The sequence below is a fragment of the Parasalinivibrio latis genome (assembly GCF_036825535.1).
In the GTDB taxonomy this organism is placed as follows: domain Bacteria; phylum Pseudomonadota; class Gammaproteobacteria; order Enterobacterales; family Vibrionaceae; genus Parasalinivibrio; species Parasalinivibrio latis.
In genome coordinates this window covers 126409-152760 of sequence record NZ_CP098813.1, presented here as the reverse complement: position 1 = coordinate 152760, position 26352 = coordinate 126409, and the positions used below count along the sequence as shown (strand labels likewise).

The 26352-nt window shown below is 48.6% G+C and carries 23 protein-coding genes; 9 read left to right on the top strand and 14 right to left on the bottom strand.

What is annotated here, in order from left to right:
- The first annotated feature begins 42 nt into the window (after positions 1-42).
- From NF212_RS17910 to NF212_RS17895, 4 genes are all read left to right on the top strand, one after another.
- A complete protein-coding gene (locus NF212_RS17910) occupies positions 43-1134 on the top strand; it encodes a microcin C ABC transporter permease YejB (RefSeq protein WP_434362038.1) in 1092 nt (363 codons plus the stop codon).
- A 5-nt stretch (positions 1135-1139) separates the two neighbouring features.
- Positions 1140-2156, top strand: a complete 1017-nt coding sequence (locus NF212_RS17905) for an ABC transporter permease (protein WP_434362037.1) — start codon at positions 1140-1142, stop codon at positions 2154-2156.
- Between the two features lie 5 nt (positions 2157-2161).
- Positions 2162-3751 (top strand): ABC transporter ATP-binding protein, encoded by a 1590-nt coding sequence (locus NF212_RS17900; protein WP_434362035.1) that lies wholly within the window; start codon positions 2162-2164, stop codon positions 3749-3751.
- A 451-nt stretch (positions 3752-4202) separates the two neighbouring features.
- Positions 4203-5285, top strand: coding sequence for a GGDEF domain-containing protein (locus NF212_RS17895; protein WP_434362033.1), 1083 nt, complete (start codon positions 4203-4205; stop codon positions 5283-5285).
- Positions 5286-5345: 60 nt separating this feature from the next.
- Here NF212_RS17895 and NF212_RS17890 read toward each other — a convergent pair whose 3' ends face one another.
- From NF212_RS17890 to NF212_RS17845, 10 genes are all read right to left on the bottom strand, one after another.
- Entirely contained in the window at positions 5346-6164 is an 819-nt protein-coding gene (locus NF212_RS17890) for a UDP-2,3-diacylglucosamine diphosphatase (protein ID WP_434362031.1), read from the bottom strand.
- 174 nt (positions 6165-6338) lie between these two features.
- On the bottom strand, positions 6339-7232 hold the full coding sequence (locus NF212_RS17885; protein WP_434362029.1) for a mechanosensitive ion channel family protein: 894 nt from the start codon (positions 7230-7232) through the stop codon (positions 6339-6341).
- 90 nt (positions 7233-7322) lie between these two features.
- Positions 7323-7733, bottom strand: a complete 411-nt coding sequence (locus NF212_RS17880) for a BLUF domain-containing protein (protein WP_434362027.1) — start codon at positions 7731-7733, stop codon at positions 7323-7325.
- A gap of 113 nt (positions 7734-7846) precedes the next feature.
- Entirely contained in the window at positions 7847-8812 is a 966-nt protein-coding gene (locus tag NF212_RS17875; RefSeq protein ID WP_434362026.1) for a nucleoside hydrolase, read from the bottom strand.
- A 193-nt stretch (positions 8813-9005) separates the two neighbouring features.
- Positions 9006-9950: a substrate-binding domain-containing protein gene (locus NF212_RS17870; RefSeq protein ID WP_434362024.1), complete on the bottom strand. Its 945-nt coding sequence runs from the start codon at positions 9948-9950 to the stop codon at positions 9006-9008.
- A 14-nt stretch (positions 9951-9964) separates the two neighbouring features.
- Positions 9965-10765 (bottom strand): ATP-binding cassette domain-containing protein, encoded by an 801-nt coding sequence (locus NF212_RS17865; protein WP_434362023.1) that lies wholly within the window; start codon positions 10763-10765, stop codon positions 9965-9967.
- On the bottom strand, positions 10762-11844 hold the full coding sequence (locus tag NF212_RS17860; protein ID WP_434362022.1) for an ABC transporter permease: 1083 nt from the start codon (positions 11842-11844) through the stop codon (positions 10762-10764). Before NF212_RS17860 ends, NF212_RS17865 begins: the two co-directional genes overlap by 4 nt.
- A 71-nt stretch (positions 11845-11915) precedes the next feature.
- Positions 11916-12938 carry a sugar ABC transporter substrate-binding protein gene (locus NF212_RS17855; RefSeq protein WP_434362021.1) on the bottom strand — a complete coding sequence of 341 codons (1023 nt, stop codon included), beginning with the start codon at positions 12936-12938 and terminating at the stop codon, positions 11916-11918.
- A 156-nt stretch (positions 12939-13094) separates the two neighbouring features.
- A complete protein-coding gene (locus NF212_RS17850; RefSeq protein ID WP_434362019.1) occupies positions 13095-15644 on the bottom strand; it encodes a PAS-domain containing protein in 2550 nt (849 codons plus the stop codon).
- A gap of 8 nt (positions 15645-15652) precedes the next feature.
- Positions 15653-16375 carry a winged helix-turn-helix domain-containing protein gene (locus NF212_RS17845; protein WP_434362018.1) on the bottom strand — a complete coding sequence of 241 codons (723 nt, stop codon included), beginning with the start codon at positions 16373-16375 and terminating at the stop codon, positions 15653-15655.
- Positions 16376-16560: 185 nt separating this feature from the next.
- Here NF212_RS17845 and NF212_RS17840 point away from each other — a divergent pair, with 185 nt between their 5' ends.
- The 4 genes from NF212_RS17840 to acuI all read left to right on the top strand — a co-directional run bounded on the left by NF212_RS17840 (position 16561) and on the right by acuI (position 19735).
- Positions 16561-17169, top strand: a complete 609-nt coding sequence (locus NF212_RS17840) for a histidine phosphatase family protein (RefSeq protein ID WP_434362017.1) — start codon at positions 16561-16563, stop codon at positions 17167-17169.
- A 143-nt stretch (positions 17170-17312) separates the two neighbouring features.
- Positions 17313-18287 (top strand): lipid A-modifier LpxR family protein, encoded by a 975-nt coding sequence (locus NF212_RS17835; protein WP_434362015.1) that lies wholly within the window; start codon positions 17313-17315, stop codon positions 18285-18287.
- Between the two features lie 40 nt (positions 18288-18327).
- Entirely contained in the window at positions 18328-18642 is a 315-nt protein-coding gene (locus tag NF212_RS17830; RefSeq protein ID WP_434362013.1) for a TfoX/Sxy family DNA transformation protein, read from the top strand.
- Positions 18643-18754: 112 nt separating this feature from the next.
- Positions 18755-19735 (top strand): acrylyl-CoA reductase (NADPH), encoded by a 981-nt coding sequence (acuI, locus tag NF212_RS17825; RefSeq protein ID WP_434362011.1) that lies wholly within the window; start codon positions 18755-18757, stop codon positions 19733-19735.
- Between the two features lie 71 nt (positions 19736-19806).
- On the opposite strand, the gene NF212_RS17820 is transcribed toward acuI, so the two are convergent.
- Positions 19807-20748, bottom strand: coding sequence for a LysR family transcriptional regulator (locus NF212_RS17820; protein ID WP_434363016.1), 942 nt, complete (start codon positions 20746-20748; stop codon positions 19807-19809).
- A 197-nt stretch (positions 20749-20945) separates the two neighbouring features.
- On the opposite strand from NF212_RS17820, the gene NF212_RS17815 reads away from it, so the two are divergent.
- Positions 20946-22115 (top strand): N-acetylneuraminate epimerase, encoded by a 1170-nt coding sequence (locus NF212_RS17815; RefSeq protein ID WP_434362009.1) that lies wholly within the window; start codon positions 20946-20948, stop codon positions 22113-22115.
- 57 nt (positions 22116-22172) lie between these two features.
- Here the strand turns inward: NF212_RS17815 and NF212_RS17810 are convergent, their stop codons facing one another.
- The 3 genes from NF212_RS17810 to NF212_RS17800 form a co-directional block, all read right to left on the bottom strand.
- Positions 22173-23924 carry a GGDEF domain-containing protein gene (locus NF212_RS17810; protein WP_434362007.1) on the bottom strand — a complete coding sequence of 584 codons (1752 nt, stop codon included), beginning with the start codon at positions 23922-23924 and terminating at the stop codon, positions 22173-22175.
- Positions 23925-24083: 159 nt separating this feature from the next.
- Complete coding sequence (locus tag NF212_RS17805; RefSeq protein WP_434362005.1) at positions 24084-24908, bottom strand: M14 family metallopeptidase; 825 nt, start codon at positions 24906-24908, stop codon at positions 24084-24086.
- A 110-nt stretch (positions 24909-25018) separates the two neighbouring features.
- Complete coding sequence (locus NF212_RS17800; protein ID WP_434362004.1) at positions 25019-26236, bottom strand: MFS transporter; 1218 nt, start codon at positions 26234-26236, stop codon at positions 25019-25021.
- Between the last annotated feature and the right edge of the window lie 116 nt (positions 26237-26352).

Sequence of the window (26352 nt, the reverse complement as noted above, 5' to 3'; positions counted from 1 at the left end):
ATACGACCGGCTCTTTGCTAACTACGTTTTAGACGGACAACTATGACTGCGTACATTATCAGGCGTCTGCTTTTGGTGATACCGACTCTGTGGGCAATCATCACCATCAATTTCTTTGTTATCCAGATAGCGCCCGGGGGACCGGTCGAGCAGGCTCTTGCCCAAATGCAGGGCTTGAATTCCGGGATTATGGAGAGATTCAGTGGTGGCGGTCAGGAGGTCGATACAGAGAGCATACAATCGGATGACGACAACAAAGCTTACCGCGGGGGGCGGGGTCTTGATCCGGAAGTCGTCGAGCAGATCAAAAAACAGTTTGGCTTTGATAAGCCGCTGCTTGAACGCTACTTCGATATGCTTAAAAACTACCTCACTTTTAACTTTGGAGAGAGTCTGTTTAAAGGCGGTAACGTTATTGATCTGATTGCGGAACGTTTGCCTGTTTCAATCTCCCTTGGGCTCTGGAGCACCCTGATAATTTATCTGGTTTCCATTCCGCTTGGGATAGCGAAAGCTGTGAATCATGGTTCCCGTTTCGATGTCTGGACAAGTGCAGTTGTCATTGTCGGGTACGCAATACCGGGATTTCTGTTTGCCATCATTCTGATTATTTTCTTTGCCAGTGGAAACTATTTCAGCTGGTTTCCTTTGCGAGGGCTTGTTTCCCCTGATTTTGACCAGATGACGTGGTACCAGCAGGTAGGGGACTATTTCTGGCACCTTGCACTGCCGACCCTGGCGATGGTAATTGGGGGATTTGCTACCCTGAGCATGCTTACCAAAAATTCCTTCCTCGATGAAATCAATAAACAATATGTGGTAACTGCACGTGCCAAAGGGTTGGATGACCGAGCCATTCTCTATAAGCATGTGTTCCGAAATGCCATGCTGATTATTATCGCAGGGTTCCCGAGTGCATTTATCAGTATGTTTTTCACCGGCTCGATGCTGATAGAAGTGATGTTTTCACTGGAAGGGATAGGGTTGTTGGGTTTTGAATCCACCATTCAAAGGGATTATCCGGTGGTGTTCAGTTCCCTCTACATCATGACACTGCTTGGCCTGATTCTAAGCATTATCTCCGACCTGACATACACCTGGGTGGACCCAAGAATCGATTTTGAGGCGCGATAACAATAATGAATCCTTTAGTTCAAGCCCGTCTCCAGCGATTTAAAGCCAATAAACGCGGATATTGGTCTATGTGGTTTTTCGCCGCGCTCTTTGTACTCAGTTTGTTTGCTGAGTTGATAGCCAATGACAAACCGCTGATGGTCAGTTATGACGGTGGATGGTATTTCCCGGTTTTCCAGTCTTATGCAGAAACCGACTTTGGCGGTGAATTTGAAGCGGAAGCAGATTACACCGACCCTTACATAAAAGAGCTTATTGAGGAAAAAGGTTACCTGATTTGGCCGCCAATCCCGTTTAGTTATGACACCATCAACTATGAACTCAGCCAACCAGCGCCATCCCCACCTGACAGCGTCAATTGGTTGGGAACTGATGATAAAGGCCGGGATGTGCTCGCCAGAATAATCTACGGATTTCGTATTTCGGTTTTGTTCGGTTTTGTTTTGACAGTTGTTTCCAGTATTGTCGGTATCTTTGTCGGTGCCTGCCAGGGCTATTATGGTGGTTGGATCGACCTCTTTGGCCAACGGTTTATTGAAGTGTGGTCGGGTATGCCGACACTTTTCCTTCTCATCATCCTTTCAAGTTTTGTGGAACCCAATTTCTGGTGGCTGCTGGGTATCATGGTGCTGTTCAGTTGGATGGGGCTGGTCGGTGTGGTGCGGGCTGAGTTCCTTCGCTGCCGCAATTTTGATTACGTGCGTGCGGCACAGGCACTGGGCGTACAAGATTCCCGGATTATGCTCCGTCACATGTTGCCCAACGCTATGGTAGCTTCACTGACAATGATGCCGTTTATCCTCTCTGGCTCCGTTACAACACTCACCTCCCTTGACTTCCTGGGCTTTGGCCTGCCTGCCGGTTCGCCATCATTGGGGGAGCTTCTTGCGCAGGGTAAAGCCAATCTACAGGCTCCCTGGTTGGGCATTTCTGCCTTCGTTGTTCTATCCCTGATGCTTAGCTTGCTGGTCTTTGTGGGTGAGGCTGTCCGGGACGCATTTGACCCACACAGGCAGAGGTAACCCGAATGAAGAGAATTTTAACTGTCGAAAATTTATCCATTGGGTTTGGGTTGTCTCAGGAAATATCACAGGTTACTTCCGGTGTGACGTTTGATATCGCCAAGGGGGAAACTCTGGCTCTGGTAGGGGAGAGTGGATCAGGAAAATCAGTAACCGCCAATGCGATCATGCGGTTACTTCCCACTGCCACAACCCACTACCTTGATGGGAAAATTGATTTTGATGGCATCAACATGCTGTCATGCAGTGAACGCCGTATGAGGGGCATTAGGGGCGACAGAATCGGGATGATTTTCCAGGAGCCAATGGTGTCACTGAACCCGTTACACAAAATAGGACGGCAGTTGGTAGAAACACTGGCGATTCACCGGGGAATGCGGCAGCAAAAAGCTGAATCCTATGCAGTCGAATGGCTTGAAAAAGTAGGCATCAGGAATCCTAAGCAAAAGCTGACGGCGTACCCACATGAACTGTCGGGTGGTGAACGCCAACGGGTAATGATTGCCATGGCGCTAATCAATGAGCCAGAACTCCTGATTGCAGATGAACCAACAACGGCGCTGGATGTTTCTGTGCAGGCACAAATACTGGATCTGCTTAAAAAACTGCAAAAAGAGATGGGCATGGCAATGCTGTTTATAACCCATGACCTGAGTATTGTCAGGCGTATCGCTGACAGAGTAGCGGTTATGCAACACGGCGAGTTGGTGGAAATCGATACTGCAGAGACTATATTCCATTCTCCTTCCCATCCTTATACACAGAAGCTGATAGATTCAGACCCGAAGGGTGATCCCGTTACTGCAAACAGCTTGGCTGAACCTTTGGTCGAAACTGACAAGCTGCGGGTTTGGTTCCCAATTACCGGCGGAATATTTAAGCGGGTTAAAGGCCATGTTAAGGCAGTGACTGATGTTTCTCTCACTCTAAAGAAAGGGCATACGCTAGGTTTGGTCGGGGAAAGTGGATCAGGAAAATCTACAACCGGAATGGCGATTTTACGTATTCTCGGCCAGAGTACGGAAGGCAGTATCCGGTTTGGTGGGGAAGAGATATCCAGACTCGATCGAACTGGTATGCTTCCCTATCGGAGCAGGATGCAGGTTGTGTTTCAAGACCCATATTCAGCACTGAACCCACGTATGTCGGTTGCGCAAATTATTGGTGAGGGCTTGAAGGTTCATGAATCTTTGACACCAGATGAAGAAGATCTGGCTATTTGTAAAGTGATGGAGGAGGTCGGCCTGGATCCGGAAACACGGCACCGTTACCCCAATGAGTTTTCGGGTGGTCAACGACAGCGTATCGCCATCGCGCGGGCATTGGTGCTGAAGCCTGAATTCATCCTGCTTGATGAGCCAACTTCCTCTTTGGACAGAACTGTACAGGCGCAAGTGCTTAGCCTGCTGAAATCTTTGCAGGAAAAGTATGGGTTAACGTATCTTTTCATCAGTCATGACCTGCATGTTGTACGCTCATTGTGTCATTACACGCTAGTACTGAAGAATGGTGAGGTTGTAGAGCATGGTGACACTCACTCGCTGTTTACCAACCCGCAGCATCCTTATACGCAGGAATTGATAAACCTTTCTTGATTGAGTTTTGAAGATTGCCTAATGCAGTGAAAAGTTTTCAATTTTTCACTGCAAATCTTCTCAATTCAGACCTGCTGTTAAAGTATTTCCTTTAATCATTCAATCACACTTTCTTGTCTAACAATTTGAAATGTCAAATATATTAGTGATTGATGAATATGCGTTTAAAACTGATATCTGCCGAATCACGAAGTACGATCGTACGAAAAGTTTTTATGAAACGCTTGGCTATTTGCGGGTTGTTTTATGTGATCATGATTCCATAAAAACTCAAAAGTGGTTATTTTATGAACTTCAAGCAATTCATAAACTAATGTCGAGAAAATCAAAATGTAATCGATTACTTCCTTGTTTTGTCGGGAGAAATTAGCTGGCACTTCCACCAATACAATCATATTAGCCTAAACTTTTAAATGTAATTTGTGGCTAGGATTCATCAGTGAGGTCAGCCGTGTTTACACACAGAGAGCAGGACGCTTACTACCGCTTTCAACTGGAACGTCATAGACCCTTGTTAGTTCGCCTTTTCCTTATTGGCGCAGTCATCATTTTTTCATATGGCTTCTGGGAGTACAGCCTGGACAGGACACATTTTGAAACCACCTTCTTTTTGCGGGTTTTGGCCGCATTGGCGGTTCTGTCGTGTATTAGCGTTCTCTACCATCCGAAATACAACCGCTGGCTTGTGGAATGGGTCGGCGTGGTAGCGGTATTCAGTATTGTTTGTATAACTTTCAGTTACAGTCAGTCAGATAAAAGTTTGCCATATCTGGTGTCAGCAATTGCATATTACACTGTGACTGCATTGGTGGTGGCGCCAATGATGCCTCTAAAATTTTTGGCGTTTATCTATTTAGTAGCCTACGTCTGTGTACTGGGCATACTTATAGTAACTGGAAGAATGGCAATGTTTGATGAGATGTTTATTGCTACCAATATTCATCTCGTGCCATTAATGGGGTATTCCCTTGCCGCGAGCTTTACGATCCGGCGAATATCATCACTTGAGTTTGAATTGCAAAAAGAGCTCAAGGAATTGGCCCGCAAAGACTCTCTTACCGGTGTACTTAACCGGCAGGCATTTGTGGAAGATGCTCGCGAACTCTGGAAGCAGCCTGATACCAGCATTGCCCTAGCGGTGGTGGATCTGGATGATTTTAAGAGCGTTAACGATAACTTTGGTCATAATGCCGGAGATCTGGCGTTGATGCATGTATCGGCTACTTTGCAAAGTTCGGTACGTGAGACTGATGTTATCTGTCGCTGGGGAGGGGAAGAGTTTGTTGTGTTGATTGCCAACACCGACCCGCAGACAACGCTGAAAATAGCTAATCGCATCCGCGCGAACGTAGAAGGAACGGTGTTAGTTCATGACCATGACGGGTTCACCGTAACTGCCAGTATAGGTGTCGCGTTCAGGGGAACACACCGGACTTTGGATGAGTTGGTCAATGAAGCGGATAAAGCACTTTATCTAGCAAAAGGGCATGGTAAAAACCAGGTTCGTACATCAGCTCCACTAAATGCTGTTTGATGTAAAAGTTAGATATAAAAAGCCGCCAGCGTGAATGCTTCGCGGCTTTTTTTGTTTCTGCTATACCGCTTCTTTACAGAACGTTTCATTATACAAGCGATTTTCTCCTGCAAACCGGGACGTTTCATCGAGGACTGTTAACCCTTCAGTCCAGCGTATCAGTTGAATCGTACCGTCTGAATACTCTATCAACGATGAGCAGTTCTCAATCCAGTCCCCATCATTCATGTATACCACGTCTTCGGTTTCCAGAATTTCAGGGTGGTGTATATGCCCGCAAACAATAGCGTCAACCTGGCGTTTTCTTGCTTTAGCCAGAGAAGCGTTCTTAAAGCGCTGCATGGCTTCCTTTGCTTTGTGGACCTTTTCCTTAATATATCCTGACAGCGACCAGTAGGGACGACCGGCCAGTCTGCGAAGTTTGTCATTCCAGCGGTTCAGGAAAAGAAGAAAATCATAGCCAGCGTCCCCGGCAAGGGAAGTCAGGCGGCTATGGCAGACCAGGGTATCAAATTCGTCACCATGGATAGCCAAGGCTTTGTGGCCATTTACCAGCGAGTGAGTGTAGTGTGAGCGAACTTCTACTTTCCCAAAATCAAATTTCACGAATTCCCTGACAGCTTCATCGTGGTTGCCCGGGATATAAATAACCCTTGTGCCGTGGTGTGCCATATCCAAAAGCGTGGTGACTACCTGATTGTGACTTTTGGGCCAATGATGGCGAGATTTAAGTGACCATAGGTCAACGATATCTCCTACAAGTATGAGAGTACGGGCCTGATGGTGTTTAAGAAAGTCCAGAAGGTAGTCGGCTTTGCAATCGCGGTTACCCAGATGAAGGTCAGATAGCCAGATCGTTTCAACGTGCACTTTTTCCATGGCGGTCACTTTAGAACGAAAGTTAATTAACCCTATCTGCTCTAAGTGAAGCTTTTTGGCATTAACAGTGAAACATTCTTTGCAAAACAAAGACGTCCTATTGAGCTAACCGTTTGATGGGCCGGGTTTATTAAAATCGGTTCCCTTGCTGGACATAAAAATGCCTTCATTCTTTTACGGCAAAGGATGCGCTGGATTTTCCGGTGTCACTGGCGGTGTTGCAGGACTGAGCTGTTTCAGTATTTTCTCACAGTACAGAGTCATAAAGTCTTCACGGATTAATTGCTCTATCTCTACTGCACGCTCCGTTGGCACAAACATCATAAAGTGAATAACCTGTTCTCCCATTTCGGTCGTACTGAGATGAATATGGGGCTCTGCTCCCGGTAAATCCACGCCGGCATGACGCTCTATGACATGGTTATAACGCCGGGCTACTTCAATAAAGTCTTCGCAGTGGTCATCTATCCTCGCAAGCAAATAGGGAACAAAAGGATAGAGGTTACAGGTCTCTCGTACGGTGATGGAAAAGCAGTGGTAGACATAGCGTTTCATGAAATTCAGGTTTTTCACTGGGCTTGTGAAGAACAGGGAGTTAGGAAGCGTGATAGTTTTCCCTGTGTAATGGTACTGGCCGTGGTGAAGGTCAATTTCCTGAATTTTGGTAGCCATCAGGTTGTGGTCTATAACCTCCCCGCAATTGTTGCCAACTTCAATCCAATCGCCAATCTGGAAAGACCGGGAACTTGCACGCTGGATCGAGCCGGTAAAGCAAAGAATAATCTCTTTTGATGCGACAACAACCGCTACAGCAATTGCGGTGAGTGACAATGCAAACTCACTGATTTCTGATTGCCACAGTATGAACATGACAAGCAGTAAGAGCGTAAATGTGCCGTTTTTAGTGCGCGACATCCACTTACGCTGATCTTCGCTGAGAAAGTTACTGTCTCCACGAATGTGAGAGAGTATTAGACGCCGGATTATAATAATCAGCGTGAAAATCAGGACGGAGAGAATAAGTTTGTGGGTTATGAGATACCGGACTGCTGACTCAAGATATTCCAATTTTATGCCCTGCTAAAAGTCCATCAAATGAGGGCTCAGTATACAAAAAACAGCGTATTTAGTTCGACACTTAGTATACAACAGCTATAACTAGCGGTAGGTCAGCATCAAAGCCAGAGCCTCACTACCCAATTTAGCATTTTGGGTGACAGTATGGTTTTGACAGAAAAAGTTGTTGAAACCATTAAGCTGATCATCGCCTAGACGCTGATACCCCATTGTCCAAGCCCCAAATTCACGGGACGGAATGGAAGTATGTAGCAGCTCCATCACGTCATGGTGGCGGTCGTCATTACTAATTCGATCAAACAGTGCTTCCAGGGTCTCGGGAGGTCCTTCTATCACTTGTATAAAGCAACCATCTTTGTACAGCAGCATACCGCTAACATTGAGTCTTTCGTTGTTGGTTCTAATCTCTTCCAGCAATTCATCCAGTTCATTCTCTGTCATAAGGTATGACGCCGAACTAACATAAACTATTTGGAGTAGGGGTTGAGGCATGTTTTTCTCCGGTGAAATTTCCACTTCTCGAAGAAAGTGTAGTATTGCAATTTGTTTTATACATAAAAACGGCAGGCTGAATGGCCTGCCGCGAAATGTATTCTTTTTGCCTGTCAGTCCGTGATAAAAGTGTTCCGGTAGAGGGCCAACAGTTCATCTTCCCTAACGTTAACGGCCACATCCTGCTCCGGAATATCTTTCCAGTCATCGTAAGGGTAGCGGCGCTCACAGGTTTTCTGCAGGGTCATGCCTTCAGCCACACCTTCTGTTACCACCCGTACCGGACCGGAACGCAGCGTGAACAAGCTGGGTTCGATAACGTAGGCGACCGGTGATGGGTCGTGCACAAAACAGCCGTCCAGACCGTGGCGGGCGGAATAAAAGTCCAGGTAATACTTACTGATGTCATCAATAAATTTACCCATCTCACCGCCTTCACGTCCCAGTTCTTCAATGTACTGGCGGCTGAAAAAGCACTCATGTGTGGCATCAAGGCCAATGATGACGACTGGCCAGCCAGCAGTCAGTACTTTGTCTGCAGCATGGGGGTCGTCATGGATGTTAGCTTCGGCAAACGGGGTGACGTTGCCGTGATGGCCATTTTCGCCAAATGCGCCTCCCATGATAACCACTTCTTCAACAAGCGTTGCAATGTCAGGTGCTGCTTCCAGTGCGAGGGCGAGGTTAGTGAGGGGACCCACTGCTACCAAGGTTATTTCTCCGGGATGTGCACGCACCGTGTCGACAATATATTGCCACGCCGGGCGAGCATCGATCTCACCTTCCACGTTCTCCGGAACCGGGTAGTTCCCCAGTCCGTTTTCAGCGTGTACGACGGAACTTGGTGGTAAGGGGGAGCGAACCAAGGGTTTATCTGCACCTTTGGCAATGGTCGCATCCATCCCGAATTTCTGCTTCAGGAAAAGTGCGTTTTTGGTTGTGGTTTCGATGGGCGCATTGCCGTATACGGTGGTCAGCCCCATCAGCTCGATGTCTGGGTGGGCCTCCGCGAACAGTATCGCCATAGCGTCATCAATCCCCGGATCTGTGTCGAAAATAATTTTATGGCGTGTGTTCATGGCTAGTTACCGTATTCCTTATTTCATTGCGTACCCGCCAAATTGCGGGAGCCAATCAGGCGTTTTCATATTCGCAAAATGGGTAAGAGAAAAATGATAACCAGGTCGACTTCTGAGGGCTTTTGTTGTGTAACAGACGCAAAATTTGCGACATAACAAATGATTATGTTGGGAGAGAAAAAGATGGGGAATGTTATGGGGTTGGGATATTTTGTCGGCTGATGAATTTCGATGGAATAAGAATGACATCGTTATCCGGAGGTGTACCTTTCAATATATCCAGGGCAACCTGGACGGCACGGCGGCTCATTTTGTCCGGTGACTGACTGGCAGTCCCCAACCAATAGGGACGGGCCTCTTTCAGTGCATCAATGGCAAGGGCACTGCCATCAACAGAAACGATATATACCTCTTTCCCTGATTGACGGATTGCCTGTTCCGCACCCAATGCAGTGGGATCGTTGATAGTAAAGACACCGGATATGCTCTGGTACGCTTCCAACGCATATGCCATGGCCTCCAATCCACCTTCATAACTGGCGGTGCCGTTGAGGCTGTCACTTACAATCCGTATTGCAGGGTAGTCTGCCAGCACCCGTTTGCATCCGGACACTCTCTCAATCACCGATGATACCGGAGGGCCGTTAATAATGACCACGTTTCCCCTGCCTTGGATATATTCCGCAAGGTTAGAGCAGGCTACCTGGCCAGCCTGTACATTGTCCGTTGTGACAGCAAAGTCTGCACCCTGTGCGCGTACGTCTACTGCGACGACAGGGATCCCGGCTTCACGAGCGTTAAGAACGGCATCATTGATTTGAAACTCATCCGTCGCGGCAAGAAAGATAATATCAACTTTCTCTGCTACAAATTCGTCCAGCTGTCTTATCTGCCGGTCTAGGTTGTAGGCACTTGAACGGACGATAAAACTGGCATTTCCAGTGTGCCGGCTGAGTTCGTCCTGAATACTTCGTACCATGGTGACAAAATAGGGATTGGTCAGGTCTGATACGCTGATACCGGCTTTCACCGTTATGCTGTTGACAGCCGGATTGGCGGCAAAAACCGGGCGGATTGGAAGGAGCACTACAGTGGTTATCACTGCAACAATCAGATAAATAGCTGACCTGATTTTCATGCTCCCTCCCAGGACTATGCTGAATTCCTGACACTGCCCGGTGTGCCGGGCTCTACTGCTCCGGTCATTATAGCAACCGCATCTGACATTGTATGGGTCTGTGGTGAGATGATATCTACCCGTTCACCGAGCCTGTGAATATGGATTCGGTCTGCCACCTCAAACACATGCGGCATGTTGTGGCTAATCAGTACGACTGGTAACCCCCGGTCCCTTACCTCACGGATCAGATCCAGAACTCGGCGGGATTCTTTAACCCCTAATGCTGCGGTTGGCTCATCCATAATGACCACCTTGCTGCCAAACAGTGCCGATCGTGCGACTGCTACGCCTTGTCGCTGCCCGCCAGAAAGTGTTTCCACCGCCTGAGTAATATCCTGTATTGTCATCAGCCCTAGTTCAGACAACTGTTTTTTTGCCGCTGCATTCATGGCTTTTTTATCGAGCATCCTGAACCACTTTCCACGAATCCCGGGGCAGAGTATTTCCCGGCCTAAAAACAAGTTATCTGCAATATTCAGCGCCGGTGAAACCGCCAGGTTCTGGTATACCGTTTCAATGCCGGCATCCCTGGCTTGCATTGGGTTGGTGAAGTTAACCTTTTTACCATCGAGGAATATTTCGCCTTCGTCTGGAACCAGGGCTCCGGAGAGTGCTTTGATTAAGCTGGACTTACCTGCGCCGTTGTCACCTATAACTGCAAGGATTTCACCCGGCATCAGTTCAAAGTCAGAACCGTTTAGGGCGGTAACCCGGCCATAGCGTTTAACAAGCCCGCGGGCACTCAGTACCGGCTGGATGTTTTTAACTGTCATGATGAAGCCCTCCGGATCCACTGGTCGATACTTACGGCGACAATGATAAGCAAGCCTACGGTAAATTCCTGCCACAGGACATCGACGCCCAACAGGGCCAGCCCGTTACGGAAAACCCCGACAATAAGTGCCCCGATAAGAGTGCCGTAGATAGAACCCCGCCCACCGAAAAGGCTGGTGCCACCAATGACCACTGCGGTAATGGAGTCCAGGTTGGCGGTGTACCCGGCCTGAGGGCTCACGGAGCCAATGCGCCCAATCAGCACCCATGCCGCAAGTGCACAGATTACCCCGGCAGTGATATAGACAGACATCTGCACCCGCTTTACCCGGATACCAGCAAGCCTTGCTGCATCCGGGTCATCGCCGATGGCGTACACATGCCGCCCCCACGGTGTCCAGTTCAGTGCATACCACACCACGATGAACAGCAGGATCATGAAGATAGAGCTATAAGCGATACGAGCGCCGAACAAATCAATGGTGCTACCCAGCCATTGCAATAACGAGGCATGTTCAGCAATGACCTGTGAGCGTATGGTCTGGCTGTTTGAATACCAGAGATTCAGCGCAAAGAAGATATTCCATGTCCCGAGAGTCGCAATAAACGGGGGAAGTTTGATCCGGGAGACCAGCCAGCCGTTTATAGCACCGGCGAGTGCGCCGACACCCAGGCCAATAGCCAATGCAGCAGGTGCACCGAGCCCGTAATCTATGGCCATCCTCCCCATTACCACCGAACTTAGAACCATGATTGCCCCGACGGAGAGGTCGATTCCGGCGGTCAGTATAATCAGTGTCTGTGCTATACCAAGTACACCAATTATGGTGACCTGCTGCAGGACAAGGGACAGGTTAAAGGGGTGGAAAAAGCGATCACCTACCAGTGACGAAAAGACCAGAATGGCCAAAAGCAAAACAAGAAAGGGGGCTGCAGTAGGGCGGTTGTGCAAAAAACGCTGGGTACGCTGTGCCAACGTATGTTGCTGAGCAATAGAAGCAAACTCTTTTGAGCTCGCTGCCGCCTTTTCGTAGCCGGTGCCGGTTTTTCCTTTTTGTTGTGAGCTTGATGAGTCCATATCAGCGAGTATCCGGTAAATAAAACAGAGGCTGTGCCGGTTGGCACAGCCTGAGACAGTTTAAACGGGAGTTAACCCCAGCACTTACCCATGCCAGTGGTAGAATTGGTCGAAGGAACACCTTCTGCTGGCTGGTCAGTGATAAGTTCTACACCGGTATCAAAGAATGATTTTCCTGGTGTTGCGCCTGGTTTTACACCGGACTTGGAGTATTCAACAACGGCCTCCACACCGAGGGATGCCATGCTCAGTGGGAACTGCATTGACGTTGCACCGATAACACCGGCTTTCACGTTCTCAACTCCCGGGCAACCGCCGTCTACTGACACAATCAGGACATCTTTTTCTTTCCCAACCGCTTTAAGGGCTTCATACGCACCTGCGGCGGCGGGTTCATTGATGGTGTAAACAAGGTTGATATCAGGGTTTTTCTGGAGCAGGTTTTCCATCGCACGACGGCCACCCTCTTCAGAGCCCTGTGTGACATCGTTGCCTACAATTCGAGGGTCATTTTCATCGCGGTTGATATTTGGGTTGCCTACATCGATACCGAATCCGGTAAGGAAGCCCTGATCGCGCATGACATCTACAGTGATATTGGCGGTGCTTAGATCAAGCAGGGCAATCTTGGCGTCTTTTGCGCCATCGCCCATCTTGGCTTTTGCCCATTTTCCGATAAGCACGCCAGCCTTGAAGTTGTCGGTAGCGAAGGTGGCATCGGCAACATTGGCTGGAGAGAACGGCGTATCCAAAGCGATAACAAGAACGCCGGCATCACGCGCGCGTTTAACCACAGGAGCCAAAGCTTGTGGGTCACTTGGTGTTATCAGGATACCTTTGGCACCAGCGGCAACCAGATTTTCTATCGCCTGTACCTGTGAATCGGTATCACCGTCAAATCGGCCTGCAAAAGAGCTCAGCTTAGCGCCGAGTTCAGTCGCCTTGGCTTCAGCGCCCTCTTTCATCTTCACAAAAAACGGGTTGGTATTGGTTTTAGTGATCAAGCCGATAAGGACGTCTTCCGCTGCTGCCTGGCTGAGAGGTAGGGTGGCTAACATGGCTGCCAGAGCAGTTTTTTTCAAAATGGATTTCATTGTTTTCTCCTGTTCCCTTTGAAGTCAGAGTTCCACGTACGTACAAGGCGTTGCCTTTGAAAGAACTTGGCAGAGGAAAACGAATGAACGGTTTCAAACCGGAATTTTTCTTGTTAACAATTGAAACATTAGCGCCATGTAACTGAAGTGAAAGGATTATCTAGAGCGAAGAACTTGTAACAATACAGGGTGGGTAACCGGTTTGGTGAGCAATGGCCACTGGGTCTGGAAACCAAAATCGGCGATAAGTGTTTCTTTAGGCATCCCCGACATCAAAGTGACGGGTAAGTCCGGATAGCGCAAAGCGAGTTGCTTATAAAGCCAAACGCCAGTGTGGCGACTACCGAGATTGATATCCGAAAGCACATACTCAGCTGGGAAATCAGTCAGTACAGCGAGTGCTTCGTCAGCTCCCTTTACCCGTGAAACAGAAACATTCAATTGAGTAAGCAGTGCCATCAGCGGATCGGCAACGTCATCGTCGTCTTCCACGAGGAGCAAGGTAGCAGGCAGATTGGTATTGTGTCCCGGTACTGAAGGTGACATGGCTTCTGATACTGTCGGTGCAGTTTGAGGTGGGGTAGGCAGGATCACTGTCACCGTGGTGCCACTACCTGGCTGTGAATCTATGATTAAATCCCCGCCAGATTGCTGCACAAACCCATATACCATACTGAGGCCAAGTCCACTGCCTTTACCTGTTTCCCGGGTACTGAAAAAAGGCTCTGTTGCCCTGCTTTTTACGTCAGGGGACATTCCAATGCCGTTGTCTGCAACCTCGATCGCCAGAGCGTCATAGTGAATTTGTGGCAGGCAGCAATGACGTGTACTGATAGTAAGGGAACCCTGCCAGCCTGGCGCGGCTGTGCGGGATTTTTCAGCCAGCGCATTGGCTGCGTTAAGGGTAAGGTTCAGCAGGGCGTTTTCCAGTTGAGACTGGTCGACATATGCCATTCCACGAGTACTGTCCAGATGTTGTGCACTATGTCTGTCAGAGGTACTTTGCAGGTCGAAATTAAGCCGAATGCCTTTTGGGGTACTGTAGGTGATTAAATCTTCCATTTCGCTGATCAGTGCATCCAACTCGACCTTTTCAGGGGAGAGGTTTTGTCTCCTGCTGAAAGCCAGTAATCGCTGGACCAGGTGGGAACCTTTTTCTGAGACTGTCAGTGCTCGGGTCAGGTAACGGCGGCTTTTTTCATCAAGGTTTCCGGAAAGTTCCATAAGTTCAAGGTTACCCGTCAGGGCAGAAAGCAGGTTGTTGAAGTCGTGGGCGATACCGCCGGTGAGCTGCCCGAGGTTTTCCATTTTCTGTGCCTGTTGGAGTTGGTTCTCAATCTCTTTCTTTTCGCCCAGGTCACTGTAAAGGGTCACAAACCCCCCGGTTGGCATGGGGCGGCTGCGAAACTCAATAATCCGTCCATCTTCGAAATACCGTTCAAAAACCGCAGATTCAGTTTGCCGTACCTGGTTCATCGCCGTTTGTTCAAGCGGTTGCTGGGTCAGTGAGTGAGTATGTGAAGGAACCCGGCTGATAAGAGACTGCACTTCATCAATGTGCTGTCCGATATAAACTTCCGTTTTATCCAGGTTCAACAGGTCAAGGTAATGTTTGTTCCACGCAATAAGACGCTGGTTTGCATCAAAAACGCTGAGGCCATCTTGCATATGGTTAAAAATGGCTTCAAGCAGATCCTTTTGTTCACGCAAATCCCGTGTGATCCTTTGTTTTTCCACTGCATTTCGTTGAAAGGCACTGAAGGCTCGGGCCAGTATGCCGATTTCATCATTGCGTGGAATAGACGCCGGCACCACGTTTTCTTCCCCACGGGCAAGCCTGAGCATCTCATCGGTAACCATGGATAAATCTTTGGTAAGCCGGGAATTGAATTTGTGCAGGTAAAGGGCGCCGCCCCCAATAAACAACATAATAATCAGTGAGATAGCGGAAACACGCTTTATCGCAGCCTGTCCCTGATGTTTCTGCGCTAACAAAGCCGTTTGCTGCTGTTCGACAACGGAATGGACGTAGTCAGCCATTTGGTCTGACTGCGCGCGGACTGATGACAGGTAAAAAGCATTTTCAGCTCTCAGATCTCGAATTTGTAGCTGGGCTCTTTTCAAAAAAGCCAATACCACAGATATTTCCTTTGTCTGGGTCTGGCTCTCTTTAAGCAGCACTTCGATCTCATTAATCCAGCCATCGGGCAATGAGACCGGATCCTGGGAAAACGCCTTAAAGAAGCGATCCCCGGCAGGAAGGTTGCTGATGGGGTCCAGTGCAAATTGCTCTGCCATTAAATCTTCACGGATAAACAGTTCCCGCTCGACGTTTGAAAGCAGCCGCGTAATGGCTTTTTCCACCGCCTGAACCCGTCGGTTAAGCTCTGTAGCGACATTTTGGTCGTGTAACTTCCGGGTAGTTGCTTGCAACTCGTCGATACGCTCTTGCAGGCGCTGTTTTTCATTTTGTATCTGGAATGGCCGGGCTGCGTCGGCTGCATAAGGCGCCATCGCTGCTATTTGGGCAACGCTCTCAGAAAGGCTCAGGGCTGTGTTGATGTCATCCAGTGTTTCCCCGGCAACATCATCCAGAATGCGCTGGTTCTCCCAAAGGGTGGTGAGGGCAACCACCGTCAGCATTATGGTGAGTGCCAACAGGGTTGATATTGCCAGGGTAAGCTTGCTGCGGATTGTGGTGATCACGGTGTAACCTAACGCCCTTCTACCCGGTGGACATCGCAGTCAAGAACATAGCCGATCCCACGTTCAGTTTTTATCAGTGATGGAAGCTTGGGGTTCCGCTCTATTTTGCGGCGAAGACGCAGCACCAATACATCAATCGTCCGATCGAGGCTGTCGGAATCATAACCATGGGTTTTTTCCATCAACTGTTCCCTGGATAAAACCCGGCGAGGTGCGGTAATGAGCGCCTCAAGGAGTGAAAATTCCCCGTAGGTCAGGGATATGGGCTTATTGTTTTCTCCCCTCAGTTCGCGCCGGGTTGTGTTTAGTTCCCAACTGTCAAAGCGGTAGAGGATTTCATCAGGGGTGATTTTGACCTTTTCCTGTGGCCGACGGCGAAGCAGGGCATTGATACGGGCGGTAAATTCCCTGAGGTTAAATGGCTTCATCATGTAGTCATCTGCTGCGACTTCCAGTCCGACGATGCGGTCGGTTTCGTCACCTTTGCCTGTCAGCATCATGATGGGCATGTCACTGTTGTGACGAAGGTTTCGGGCGATCTGCAAACCGTCCTCACCGTTCAACCTGAGGTCGAGCACTACAATATCTGCCGGAAGGCAATCCTGCAGCCCTGTACTGCTGGAAAGTGAAGTAACCCGGTACCCCTGCTGAACAAGAATATCCTCCAGCACATCCCGGATATCTTCCTCGTCATCTACGACGACAATATGGGGGGGCTGTTTTTCATTCATCGACGACTCCCTGATGCCTGAACAATTCAAAAAAGAAAATTAACCGAAAACCAATTTATTTTTAACCATATGTAAACTTCCGGTAAATACAATAAAAATGGAAACAATTTAATGTTTTTCAACGTGTGCAGGGCGTTTTTTAGGTGTTACATTGAGATGGGAAATCAGTCAGCAAGGATAAGAAAGTGGCGAGATTACACATTGTTAGGCACGGTCAGACAGTTTGGAACCTTGAGCACAGAATGCAGGGGCGGGAAAATTCTCCCCTGACTGAAAAAGGTAAGGAACAGGCGAACAGAGCTTGCCAAAAACTCGACAAATTCAGCTTCAGCGCCGCTTACACCAGCAGCAGTGGCCGCGCGGTGGAAACCGCTGAGATTATTCTTAAAAACCGGGACATCTCTGCAATTCATGATACCAGCCTGATGGAAATAGCCCTTGGTGAGTATGAAGGGCGTCTGGTGGATGACATTAACACTGAGTCACCCGGTGTGATGGAAGACTTTTTTGAAAGACCGGAAATGTTTGTTGCCCGCGGTGGGGAAAGCTTTGAACAGTTAATCGCCCGAGCCTGGCAATCGCTTAATTCCATTGCAGAAAAACATCCCGGTGAAGATGTGCTAGTTGTAACTCACTGTGCATTTATAAAAGCATTTCTCAGCCATATCCAAGGTCTCAGCCTGCGAGAATTCTGGCATCCCCCAATGGTAGAAAACTGCTCTCACACCATTGTCGTGAAAAATCCTGAAGGTAACTTTGAAATTGAACAGTATGCGGGGTTGCTTGACTGGTAGGTTATAGCGATAACTTGCAGTTGCCCGTTTAAGGCCGGTTGGCTGTTGTTTTAAAAATTACTTATTTTACAGAGTGATCCTGCGGCACTCACATACCGTGACTATACTCACTAATAGACATATGTTCACGAGTGTTAGTGCCTATGGTATTGAGAGTTTTGTTATTATTCTTCGTCGGCTTTCAGCCGGTGCACGCCTCACAAACCACCTACTCTGCCACCTTAGATAACGATAGTTTTTTCTGGGCCGATCAAAACTACACAGGCGGTTTTTTCCTTTCCGTAGACATTGCCGATAACAACTGGTTTGACCGCCATCTTGAGTATGACAATCCTGCAGATTTGGAAATGGATAGGGAAGGTGCCTGGGAAGGCGTTAAGTTTGGCTTGTCACAGATGATTTGGACGCCCCAATATCTGGGAATGGCTGTCCCGCTGCCAGAAGATCGTCCATATTCCGGTGCGTTAACATTTGATTTCAGCGGGTTCCGTTTGACTGAGACGACTGCGCTGAAAATGTCTTTCCATGTGGGAGTGTCCGGGCCAAACTCCGGTGCCGACAGGATGCAGCAGTTTATCCATCATGTACTTGATAATACCGAACCCGCCGGATGGGATACCCAGACGGCACACGCCTGGGTGGTTGATGCTGAAGCAGAATGGCAACAACGAGCATACCGTTATGGTGACCAGTTAGATGTGACATTTGGCGCTAATGCCCGGTTCGGTTCTTTCTGGCGAAAGGCTGGTGTGGCAGTGATGGCACGGTTCAGTGACGATTTACCGCGTTTGACCGGTTCCCAGGGTTATAACAAGGGAAAATATGTTGACCCGTCTTCACTGACATCAGGTAAAGGACATTTTCTGTTCCTTTTTGCCGAGGCGCATCATCAATTTTATGACCAGACCGTTCAGGGAACCCTGTCGGGCTCTTCATCGGCGGTTTCCCTGCGTAAAGAACGGTATTCGGCCGGAGCCGGTGTTGTCTGGTACCGACCCCGCTGGGGGGTGAGTGCTTCGGTTATTTACACGGTGCCGGACTATAAAGAAGACTGGAACGACCGCTATGCTTTTGGGTCCCTGACTCTGTTTTGGCGTCAGCACAACCACCATGACTGAGCTATCCTAAGTCTTCATGACTGTAATGAGATAATGCCCGTTGAAACGTGACGATCATTCTGTGTTTTATGGCCTCGGCCCCAAATCAGTCAATGCTTTGAATGAAGTGGGGATCTTTACCCTTGAAGAGCTGAAGGAATTAGGCTCAGTTCGCGCCTACCTGAGGGTAATACGCGGATGTACCAGCCTAAATGCCAGTTTGAACTTGCTGTATGGGTTGGAAGGGGCAATAGAATCCCGTGACTGGCGTGATATTGCACAACATGAAAAAGGACGTCTTCTATTGGCGTTGGAGGATGCCGAGGAAATTGAACGGGGTTGTGTGAACTTTAAACAAAATCAGGACAAAAAGTAGAAATATGCGCATTATGCATAGATAAAATTCCAATGTTTCATTTTATTCATGCAAAAAGTGTGGATACACTCTTGGTAATAAATCGCTTTACGCAACCAGCGGAGAAATAAGCATGTTTAAGGCTTTGGTTCTGGAACAGGAAGATAAAAAAACGTTGGCTTCTATCCAAACGTTGGAAGAATCCCAACTGCCGGAAGGTGATGTACTGGTAGAAGTTGATTACACGTCACTGAACTACAAGGACGGTTTGGCCGTTACCGGCAAAGGTAAGATTGTACGTCAGTTTCCAATGGTGCCAGGCATTGACCTGGTAGGGCGGGTTCTTGAGTCTTCTGATAATCGTTACCAGGCTGGCGATCAGGTTGTGCTGACCGGCTGGGGTGTTGGCGAAGGCCATTGGGGTGGTATGGCTGAGAAAGCACGCCTGAATGCGGATTGGCTGGTCCCCCTGCCAAAAGGGCTCGAAGCGATCAACGCAATGAAAATTGGCACAGCCGGCCTGACGGCTATGCTGTGTGTCCAGTCGCTGGTGGATGCAGGCGTTAAACCGGGAGCGGGTGAAGTCTTGGTAACCGGTGCAAGTGGTGGTGTAGGTTCAGTTGCAGTGACTCTGCTTGCCAAGCTGGGTTATGAAGTCGCCGCAGTCACCGGCCGTGTTGAAGAAAATGGCCCGCTGTTAAAATCACTGGGTGCTGGCAGAATTATCGACCGTGTTGAATTTGAAGAACCTGCGCGCCCGTTGGAAAAGCAGGTTTGGGCAGGGGCTGTTGATACTGTAGGCAGTAAAGTGCTGGCAAAAGTATTGGCTCAGGTTGACTACAACGGTGCAGTGGCCGCTTGTGGTCTTGCCGGCGGATTTGATCTTCCAACGACAGTGATGCCTTTCATTCTGCGTAATGTAAGCCTGCTTGGGGTTGACTCTGTAAGCTGCCCATTTGATAAGCGCCAGAAAGCGTGGGCTAAGTTGGTTGAGCTGCTTCCGGCAAGCTATTTTGATCAGGCTTGTCAGCTTATCTCGCTTGAGCAGGTGCCTGAATACGCAGAAGCTATCACCTGCGGTAAGGTGACAGGTCGCGTGGTCATTAAGCCTTAAATAAATCTAAATCCAAAAAAGATTATCAGTTATCTAAGCCGGCGGTAAAGCCGGCTTTTTTGCATCATAAATCAGGCCAGACCCATGTCGTGGATGCGCTTGTCAATAAGCTTACCGCACTCTTCTTTTATCAGGGTTCGAAGCCAGACCTGAGCAGGGGAGTGCTCACACCGCGGGTGCCAGATCAGTGAGTATTCGAATGGCCTAAAGTCGAAAGGCAGGCTCTTTATGACGAGATCATGTTTATCCGCTACCAGGTAGGCGAGGTCTGCCGGTACTGTAATAATCAGGGGCATGCTGTCGACAATCGCCAATGCCGCCTCCAGGTGATAGGCACGAAGCGCCATTTTACGTTCCGGGTACCCACGCAGAGCTCCATCAATCAGAGCTTTCACCCCGTCACTAATCGCTATCATGGCATGGGGGTAGGCCAGATAGTCTTCCAGTGTCATAGGTTTTTCCGCCAACGGATGATGTCGGGAAAGCATGCAGAACACGCTTACCATTCCCAGTTTGGCATGCTGCAGCGGATCAACCGGACCGATAGGGCGACAAATAGCCATGTCGCAGCCGTCTGATGTTAGCTGGTTGAGAAGGTGGTCATGTTGGAGAGGGGGGAATTCCAGTGAGATATTCGGGGCTTCACTGTAAATTCGTTGCAGGGCAAATGGCAGTATGGTCTGCATTGCGTAGTCAGTGGTTGCAATAAGAAACCGCTGCTCACAATGGAAAGGATCAAAATCGCTCGGAGTCAGCAGGCTGCGCATAGCCTCCAGCGGTTCATGGAGTGCATCGTTCAATGCCCGGGCTCTTTCAGTGGGAATGAGTTTATGGCCCTGGCGGGTAAAAAGTGGGTCTTTTAACAGTTCCCGCAGGCGACCAAGCACACGGCTCATCGCGGACTGAGACAAGTTGAGTCTTACTGCTGCCTTGCTGACGCTGTTTTCTTCCAGCAATACTTTCAATGCGACCAGTAAATTCAGGTCTCGACGGTAGATCTCTTCCAGCTCCATATGGTTTTTCTTCTTAATGGCCAGGCCTTCATTATGCGTGATCTGCTTCTTCACTCAAAGCTGCGGAGTAAATCACATCCGATAAATATCTGATGATGAAGAATTTCTACTATGTGATCAGTTGCAATAAAAATAATTTTCATAAAACCTATTTTATTCCTGTTTCTTGCTTGCTGAACCTTAACAGGAGATTCGGAATGAAAAGGAAAAGCGCCATTAAATCAGTCATTACTGCAAGTGGTGTACTGGGTGCCATGTTGGCTGCTTCATCTGCGATGGCGGCTGAACAGTGGCCGGATTTACCCGCGGGTGTTAAAAACGGAATTGGTGTAAAAGCTGGCAATACACTTTATGTCGGTCTGGGTTCTGCCGGGCAATCTTTCTATGCGCTGGATTTGAAAAACCGTAAATCCGGCTGGAAGAAGATGGCAGATTTCAACGGCCCGGCGCGCAGTGGGGCAACTGCAAGCCTTTCTGATGGCAAGATTTTTGTGTTCGGTGGTTCGGGCATGGAAACCGCTGATGCCAAATCTCCAGTGATTTTCGACTCCGTTTACAGCTTCGACATTGAAGAAAATCAGTGGACAAAAGAAAAGACCAAGGCTCCGGCAGGGCTTTTGGGGGCCACTTCCCATACACTCGAAGATGGTGAAATTGTCTTTTTTGGAGGGTACAACAAACAGGTGTTTGATAAGTACCTGGCTGATGTTACCTCGGTTGATGCAAAAAAAGAGCCTGAGAAGTGGAATGATATCGTAAACAGTTTTATGGGGAGACTCCCAGAGGGGTACCGTTGGAACACCGAAGTCCTTGCCTTTTCACCAGAAGACAATACTTGGCATTCAAAAGGTAAAGCGCCGTACCTGCCAAACTGTGGTGCAGCGATTGTAGCCGAAGAGGATACCGTGACACTGGTGAGTGGTGAGGTAAAGCCGGGTCTGCGGACCGACGAAGTGAAAACGGCAAAGTTTGATGAGAACACTGTATGGTGGCGTACTGATTCTGCCTTGCCAAAACCCACCGGGCACAGCCTTCAGGAAGGGGTTGCCGGGGCATATGCCGGTAAAATTGGTGATGTACTCCTGGTGGCTGGCGGAGCAAATTTCCACGGTGCCAGAGCGCAGTTTGATGGCGGTGAACCTTTTGCCCACAAAGGGTTGGGCAAAGCTTATAACCCAGAAATTTACCTGATGGAAAACAAAACCTGGAAGCAGGCAAATAACCTTCCGAAGGGTATAGCTTACGGGGCCTCATTCACGCTGGAAGACGGTGTGCTGGTGGTTGGCGGGGAGGATGCCAGTGGTAAAGCACTTAACGATGTATACCTGCTAACACTGGATGGAAGCAAAGTAAGCATTCTCAACTGATTCTGTTTGTGATCCACGATAATACCTACAACGGGCCGTTTGGGCCCGTTTCAAGTTTTAGCAGACGGTCGAGATATCCAACTCATCTGAATGGTAATACTGTACCGAATGGCCGTCTCCACTGGCTTTAGCCCGGTGTTTGGCTTTACTGGCTTCAGATGCGACGTCATTATGTGAATGGCAATTTGAGTGAATAGGGTTAATGACACCAATGGCAATACCCAGTAACGGGTAGAACTCCAGCGAGCCGGTGCGGCTCTTGGCATGAATGCCGCCAGCTTGCCTGTGTTCCTCATTGTAAAACTGGGCTATACCTGTCCTGAACTTATCCAAAATACTGTGGCAAAGCTGTCGCCAGTCAGAATTGCAACTGAAAACCGCAACAAAATCATCCCCTCCCACATGACCCAGGAAATGCCCATGTGGAGTAAGCAAGCTGTCCAGCAAAGCCCCGACCCATTGAATTACCTTGTCACCCTCAGCGTAACCATATACATCGTTGTAGGGCTTAAAGTTGTTCAGGTCAAAATAGGCAACGTAGAAATCCTGTCTACTGGAAAGGTGCTTATCAATTGCTTTATAGATAGGTACGTTCCCAGGCAGCAGAGTCAATGGGTTTGCATAACGGGCGTGCATCAACCGGTATTCAGTAATGGTATGCAACAGGCTGTGTACTGATACCAGTCCATAATACTGCTGATCCTGAGTCACAATGAAATGCTGCTGTTGTGAGGTCTGGTCGCTGCGGGAGGTTACCAGTGCACTGACCTTTTCCAAAGGCTGTTGCCAATCAACAACTACCGCATCCCGATCCATTGCCTCACCAATACTTTCAGCGGCATACAACGCCCTGCCGTAAACCCGCGAGAAAATTTCCATCACTTTTGCCCGTCTTGCCAGGCCAACAGGTATTCCTTTATCTGTAACCGGGATGGAGAGTAAATTGGTATCGGCGAGGAAGCGCTCGTAAACCTGCTCTACCCGGACGCCCACATCCACCGGGTTTGCTGACCGCGCGAGCGTACCGATGCTGATGCTGTGTTGGCGTCGTGCGGGCTGGGATTCTGTTGTCAGCAACCCAGAAAGGTATTGGTTATCGATACGGTCCGGTATTCCCAGCAGATATCCCTGACCGAATTTTACGCCCATGCGCTGCAGTTGACGTAATTCCTCGGGCTTTTCAATACCTTCAGCGATCACTTCTGACAGAGTGTTGCGTGCCAGATCCACAATCGACTGAACAAATTCACGCTTTACCGGTTCAATATGGATGTCCTGAACAAAAAAACGGTCGATTTTAACAAAATTTGGTTTAACGCCAGCCCAGACTTTCAACCCAGATGAACCACTGCCCAGATCGTCCAGGGCAATCTGAAAACCGGCTTCTTTGATAAGTTCAGCCCGTTCAACAATCAAGTTTACATCTTGGTACTGGTGTTGTTCGGAAAGCTCGATAACCAGTTTTTCAGGAGGGATGTTATAGCGTTCGACCAATTTCTGGAGAATGTTGGTAACACCAACAACTGACATTAGTGTTTCCGGGGCAATATTCAGGAAAATCAGCCCTGGACATTGGTTTTCAGCCGCTTCTGAAAGGGCGTTCTCCAGACAACAGATATCAAGTTCGGCTGACAACCCTTGGTGTTTGGCTTCGGAAAACAGGTTAAGAGGTGTTTGAAGCGGGTGATTCATTGGCCCGCGAGCCAGGGCTTCATAGCCAATAATCTGGTTGTGTTGGATATCAGCAATTTGCTGGAAATATGAGACGACATGGCGTTCGCGAATAATGTCTTCAATTGTCAGTTGCACGGGTACTTGCTCCCTCTTCGCAAGAAATATCAGCCCCAAGACAATTGTCTAATTTATGGTCGCTATATTAATAATTAATGACAGGGTGGATAAAGAATAAAATGAATGCATGGTTTGGCCATGCATTCATTGGTTTATCCAGCTTCAGATATTCACTGACTAAATCGGTTTTTCAATTTGTTCCAGAAAGTTACTGATAAGGGCACTGTTGGCAAGAATTCGCAGGTCTATTGGTTGCCGGGCTCCGGTTTCGGAGCATACGCCGACTTTGGCCCCTGCCTGGACAAGGTAAGACTCAAAAGATGTGTCAAAGTTATTGTGAATAATGTGGCCTTCCACCGGCAGCCCATCAATTTCTGATGCATCAGTCAACGCAACACAGCTTTTAAGGGTGTCGAGTAAGGTCAGGCTGAACATGCCAGGGCGTACACTTTCTTCAAAGGTATAAAGGTAACTCCCGGTTTCCAGTACGTCCTCGTGGCAAGTCAGGATCCCGTCCCTGCTGGCCTGTTCAAGCATAGAAGCGTGGGAGATAAGGATCCTGCCTTCTTCAGAAGTATCCTCCAGTTCAACCGCACGACCGTCTTTAAAGCCGAATCCTCGGTTGGGGTTCTCTTCATTGTAATTAAACCGGGTTCCCCTCAAAAAACCCGTTGGGTTTACCAAAGGCAGTAAAGTGATATTGAGCGAGTGAGGACCCCCATCTTCCCAGTGTGTCAATAGATGCAACAGCCCCCAAGGTCCGGCTGGCTCTTCCCCGTGGAACCCAGCACTGACGAGGACAGACGGTTTGTCTGGGTCATAGAAGCGTGACTTACAGGCCAGGATCGGATAACCGTTTGTTTCTCCCAGCGTGTTAACAGTGAATCCATGGCGCTCAAGCTGATGGTTGAGCAGAGAGTTAAAAGTTGAAATATCATTGCTTTTGCACTGGAATATTTCGCTGTGCCATTCATGGCGCATTAATGGATTACGTGCAGTCATTGTAATTTAGGCTTCCTTGCAAACAGGGTTCTTATTCTAGCGACAGCCGTTGTCTGTCAGCAAGGCATGTGTATATGAATTAGCCATATTTCTTCTGGTCATTCAGGGATTTAATCAGCTGCGGAATAGCGCTGCATTGCAGTTAGTCCCACAAGTATACCGCCGACACACAAAAGAACTGTCACCCAAACCAAGCCCATGGTGCCCTCGTGGTCAATGGCTAACGCGAATGCAGGAGGCCCCAGCGTAGCCCCAAAGTTGCCGAGCTGTGCAACAGCGCCATTGGCATTGGCCTGTTGTTCGGGTGTTTTTGACAGCATGGGGATCATCGCAAATGTTGCGCCGGGCACGATTCCCACAATGATCATTAAGAAGACGGAAACCAGCACGAATGGCAGGAAACTCCCTGATACGATTGCCGGAATAAATGCCATCGCAGCCGTAATTACATAGGCGATTACCGAGAGCTTAAGCGGTGAAAGAAAATACTGGGATATTATTCCTGCAAGCAGAATTCCGGCTGTACTTGCCAATGGCAGCACGACCAGCAGTGAATTAACCGCATCCGGGTTTTCAGATTGCCGGGGCAGGAATGTTAAAAGGGCGATATACATGGCGGTGTGGAAAAAAAAGATTGCTCCCGGAAGTACGGTTCGCGGGCTTGCGTAAACCTTGAAATTGTCGCGTAGGAATCCGGCAAAAGGGTTTCTGGTTGCCTGTAACGTCTGCTTGAAAGTTGGCATCCGACGCCGGATAAGCAAAATACAACCGATTAAAATGAACAGATAAAGTGCATGCATTTGCAATAAGAATGGTACGCCACCAATTTTAAGCATGCCCGGGCCTACCAGACCAGTCAGGGCAAACGCCACACCAAAAAATGCGCCCCAAACTGCCATGATGATTGAAAGGTGCTTTCTTGCCGTTAATTGGATAATCAGGGTTGGCGCAACAACAACAACACCAAGGTGGGATGCTCCCTCCAGAAAACGACTGGCAAGCAATATGGGGATTGGAGGTAAACCCGACTGAAGCAGGCTGACTACCCCTCCAAGTGCCAATGCTGTTATCAGGGTTTTGATGTAACCGAAACGCACTGCCAGTACGCTTGATGCGACACCAAAGAAAATTCCAACAGCACCGACCATCGACACTGCGAGTCCAATATGCGCAGCTTCTGCATTGTAGATTTCCTGTAGATGGTCAAAGGAGACCGAGAACTTCGCGAATTGCATGGCTGCGCCAATACCTGCAAACCATAGGACGATAACGGAAAGCCAGTCAGTTTTCTTTTCTTCGGCTCCTGCCTGGGCAGGTATCTTTTTCATTTGAGACTCCAAAGGGTGGAGTTAGGTCAACACTTACCATGGTATGTGTTTTTTGCAGGCTCGTGAAAAAACCTGACTTGGTTAATCAAATTCATGACAGGGATGTTGTTCGACAT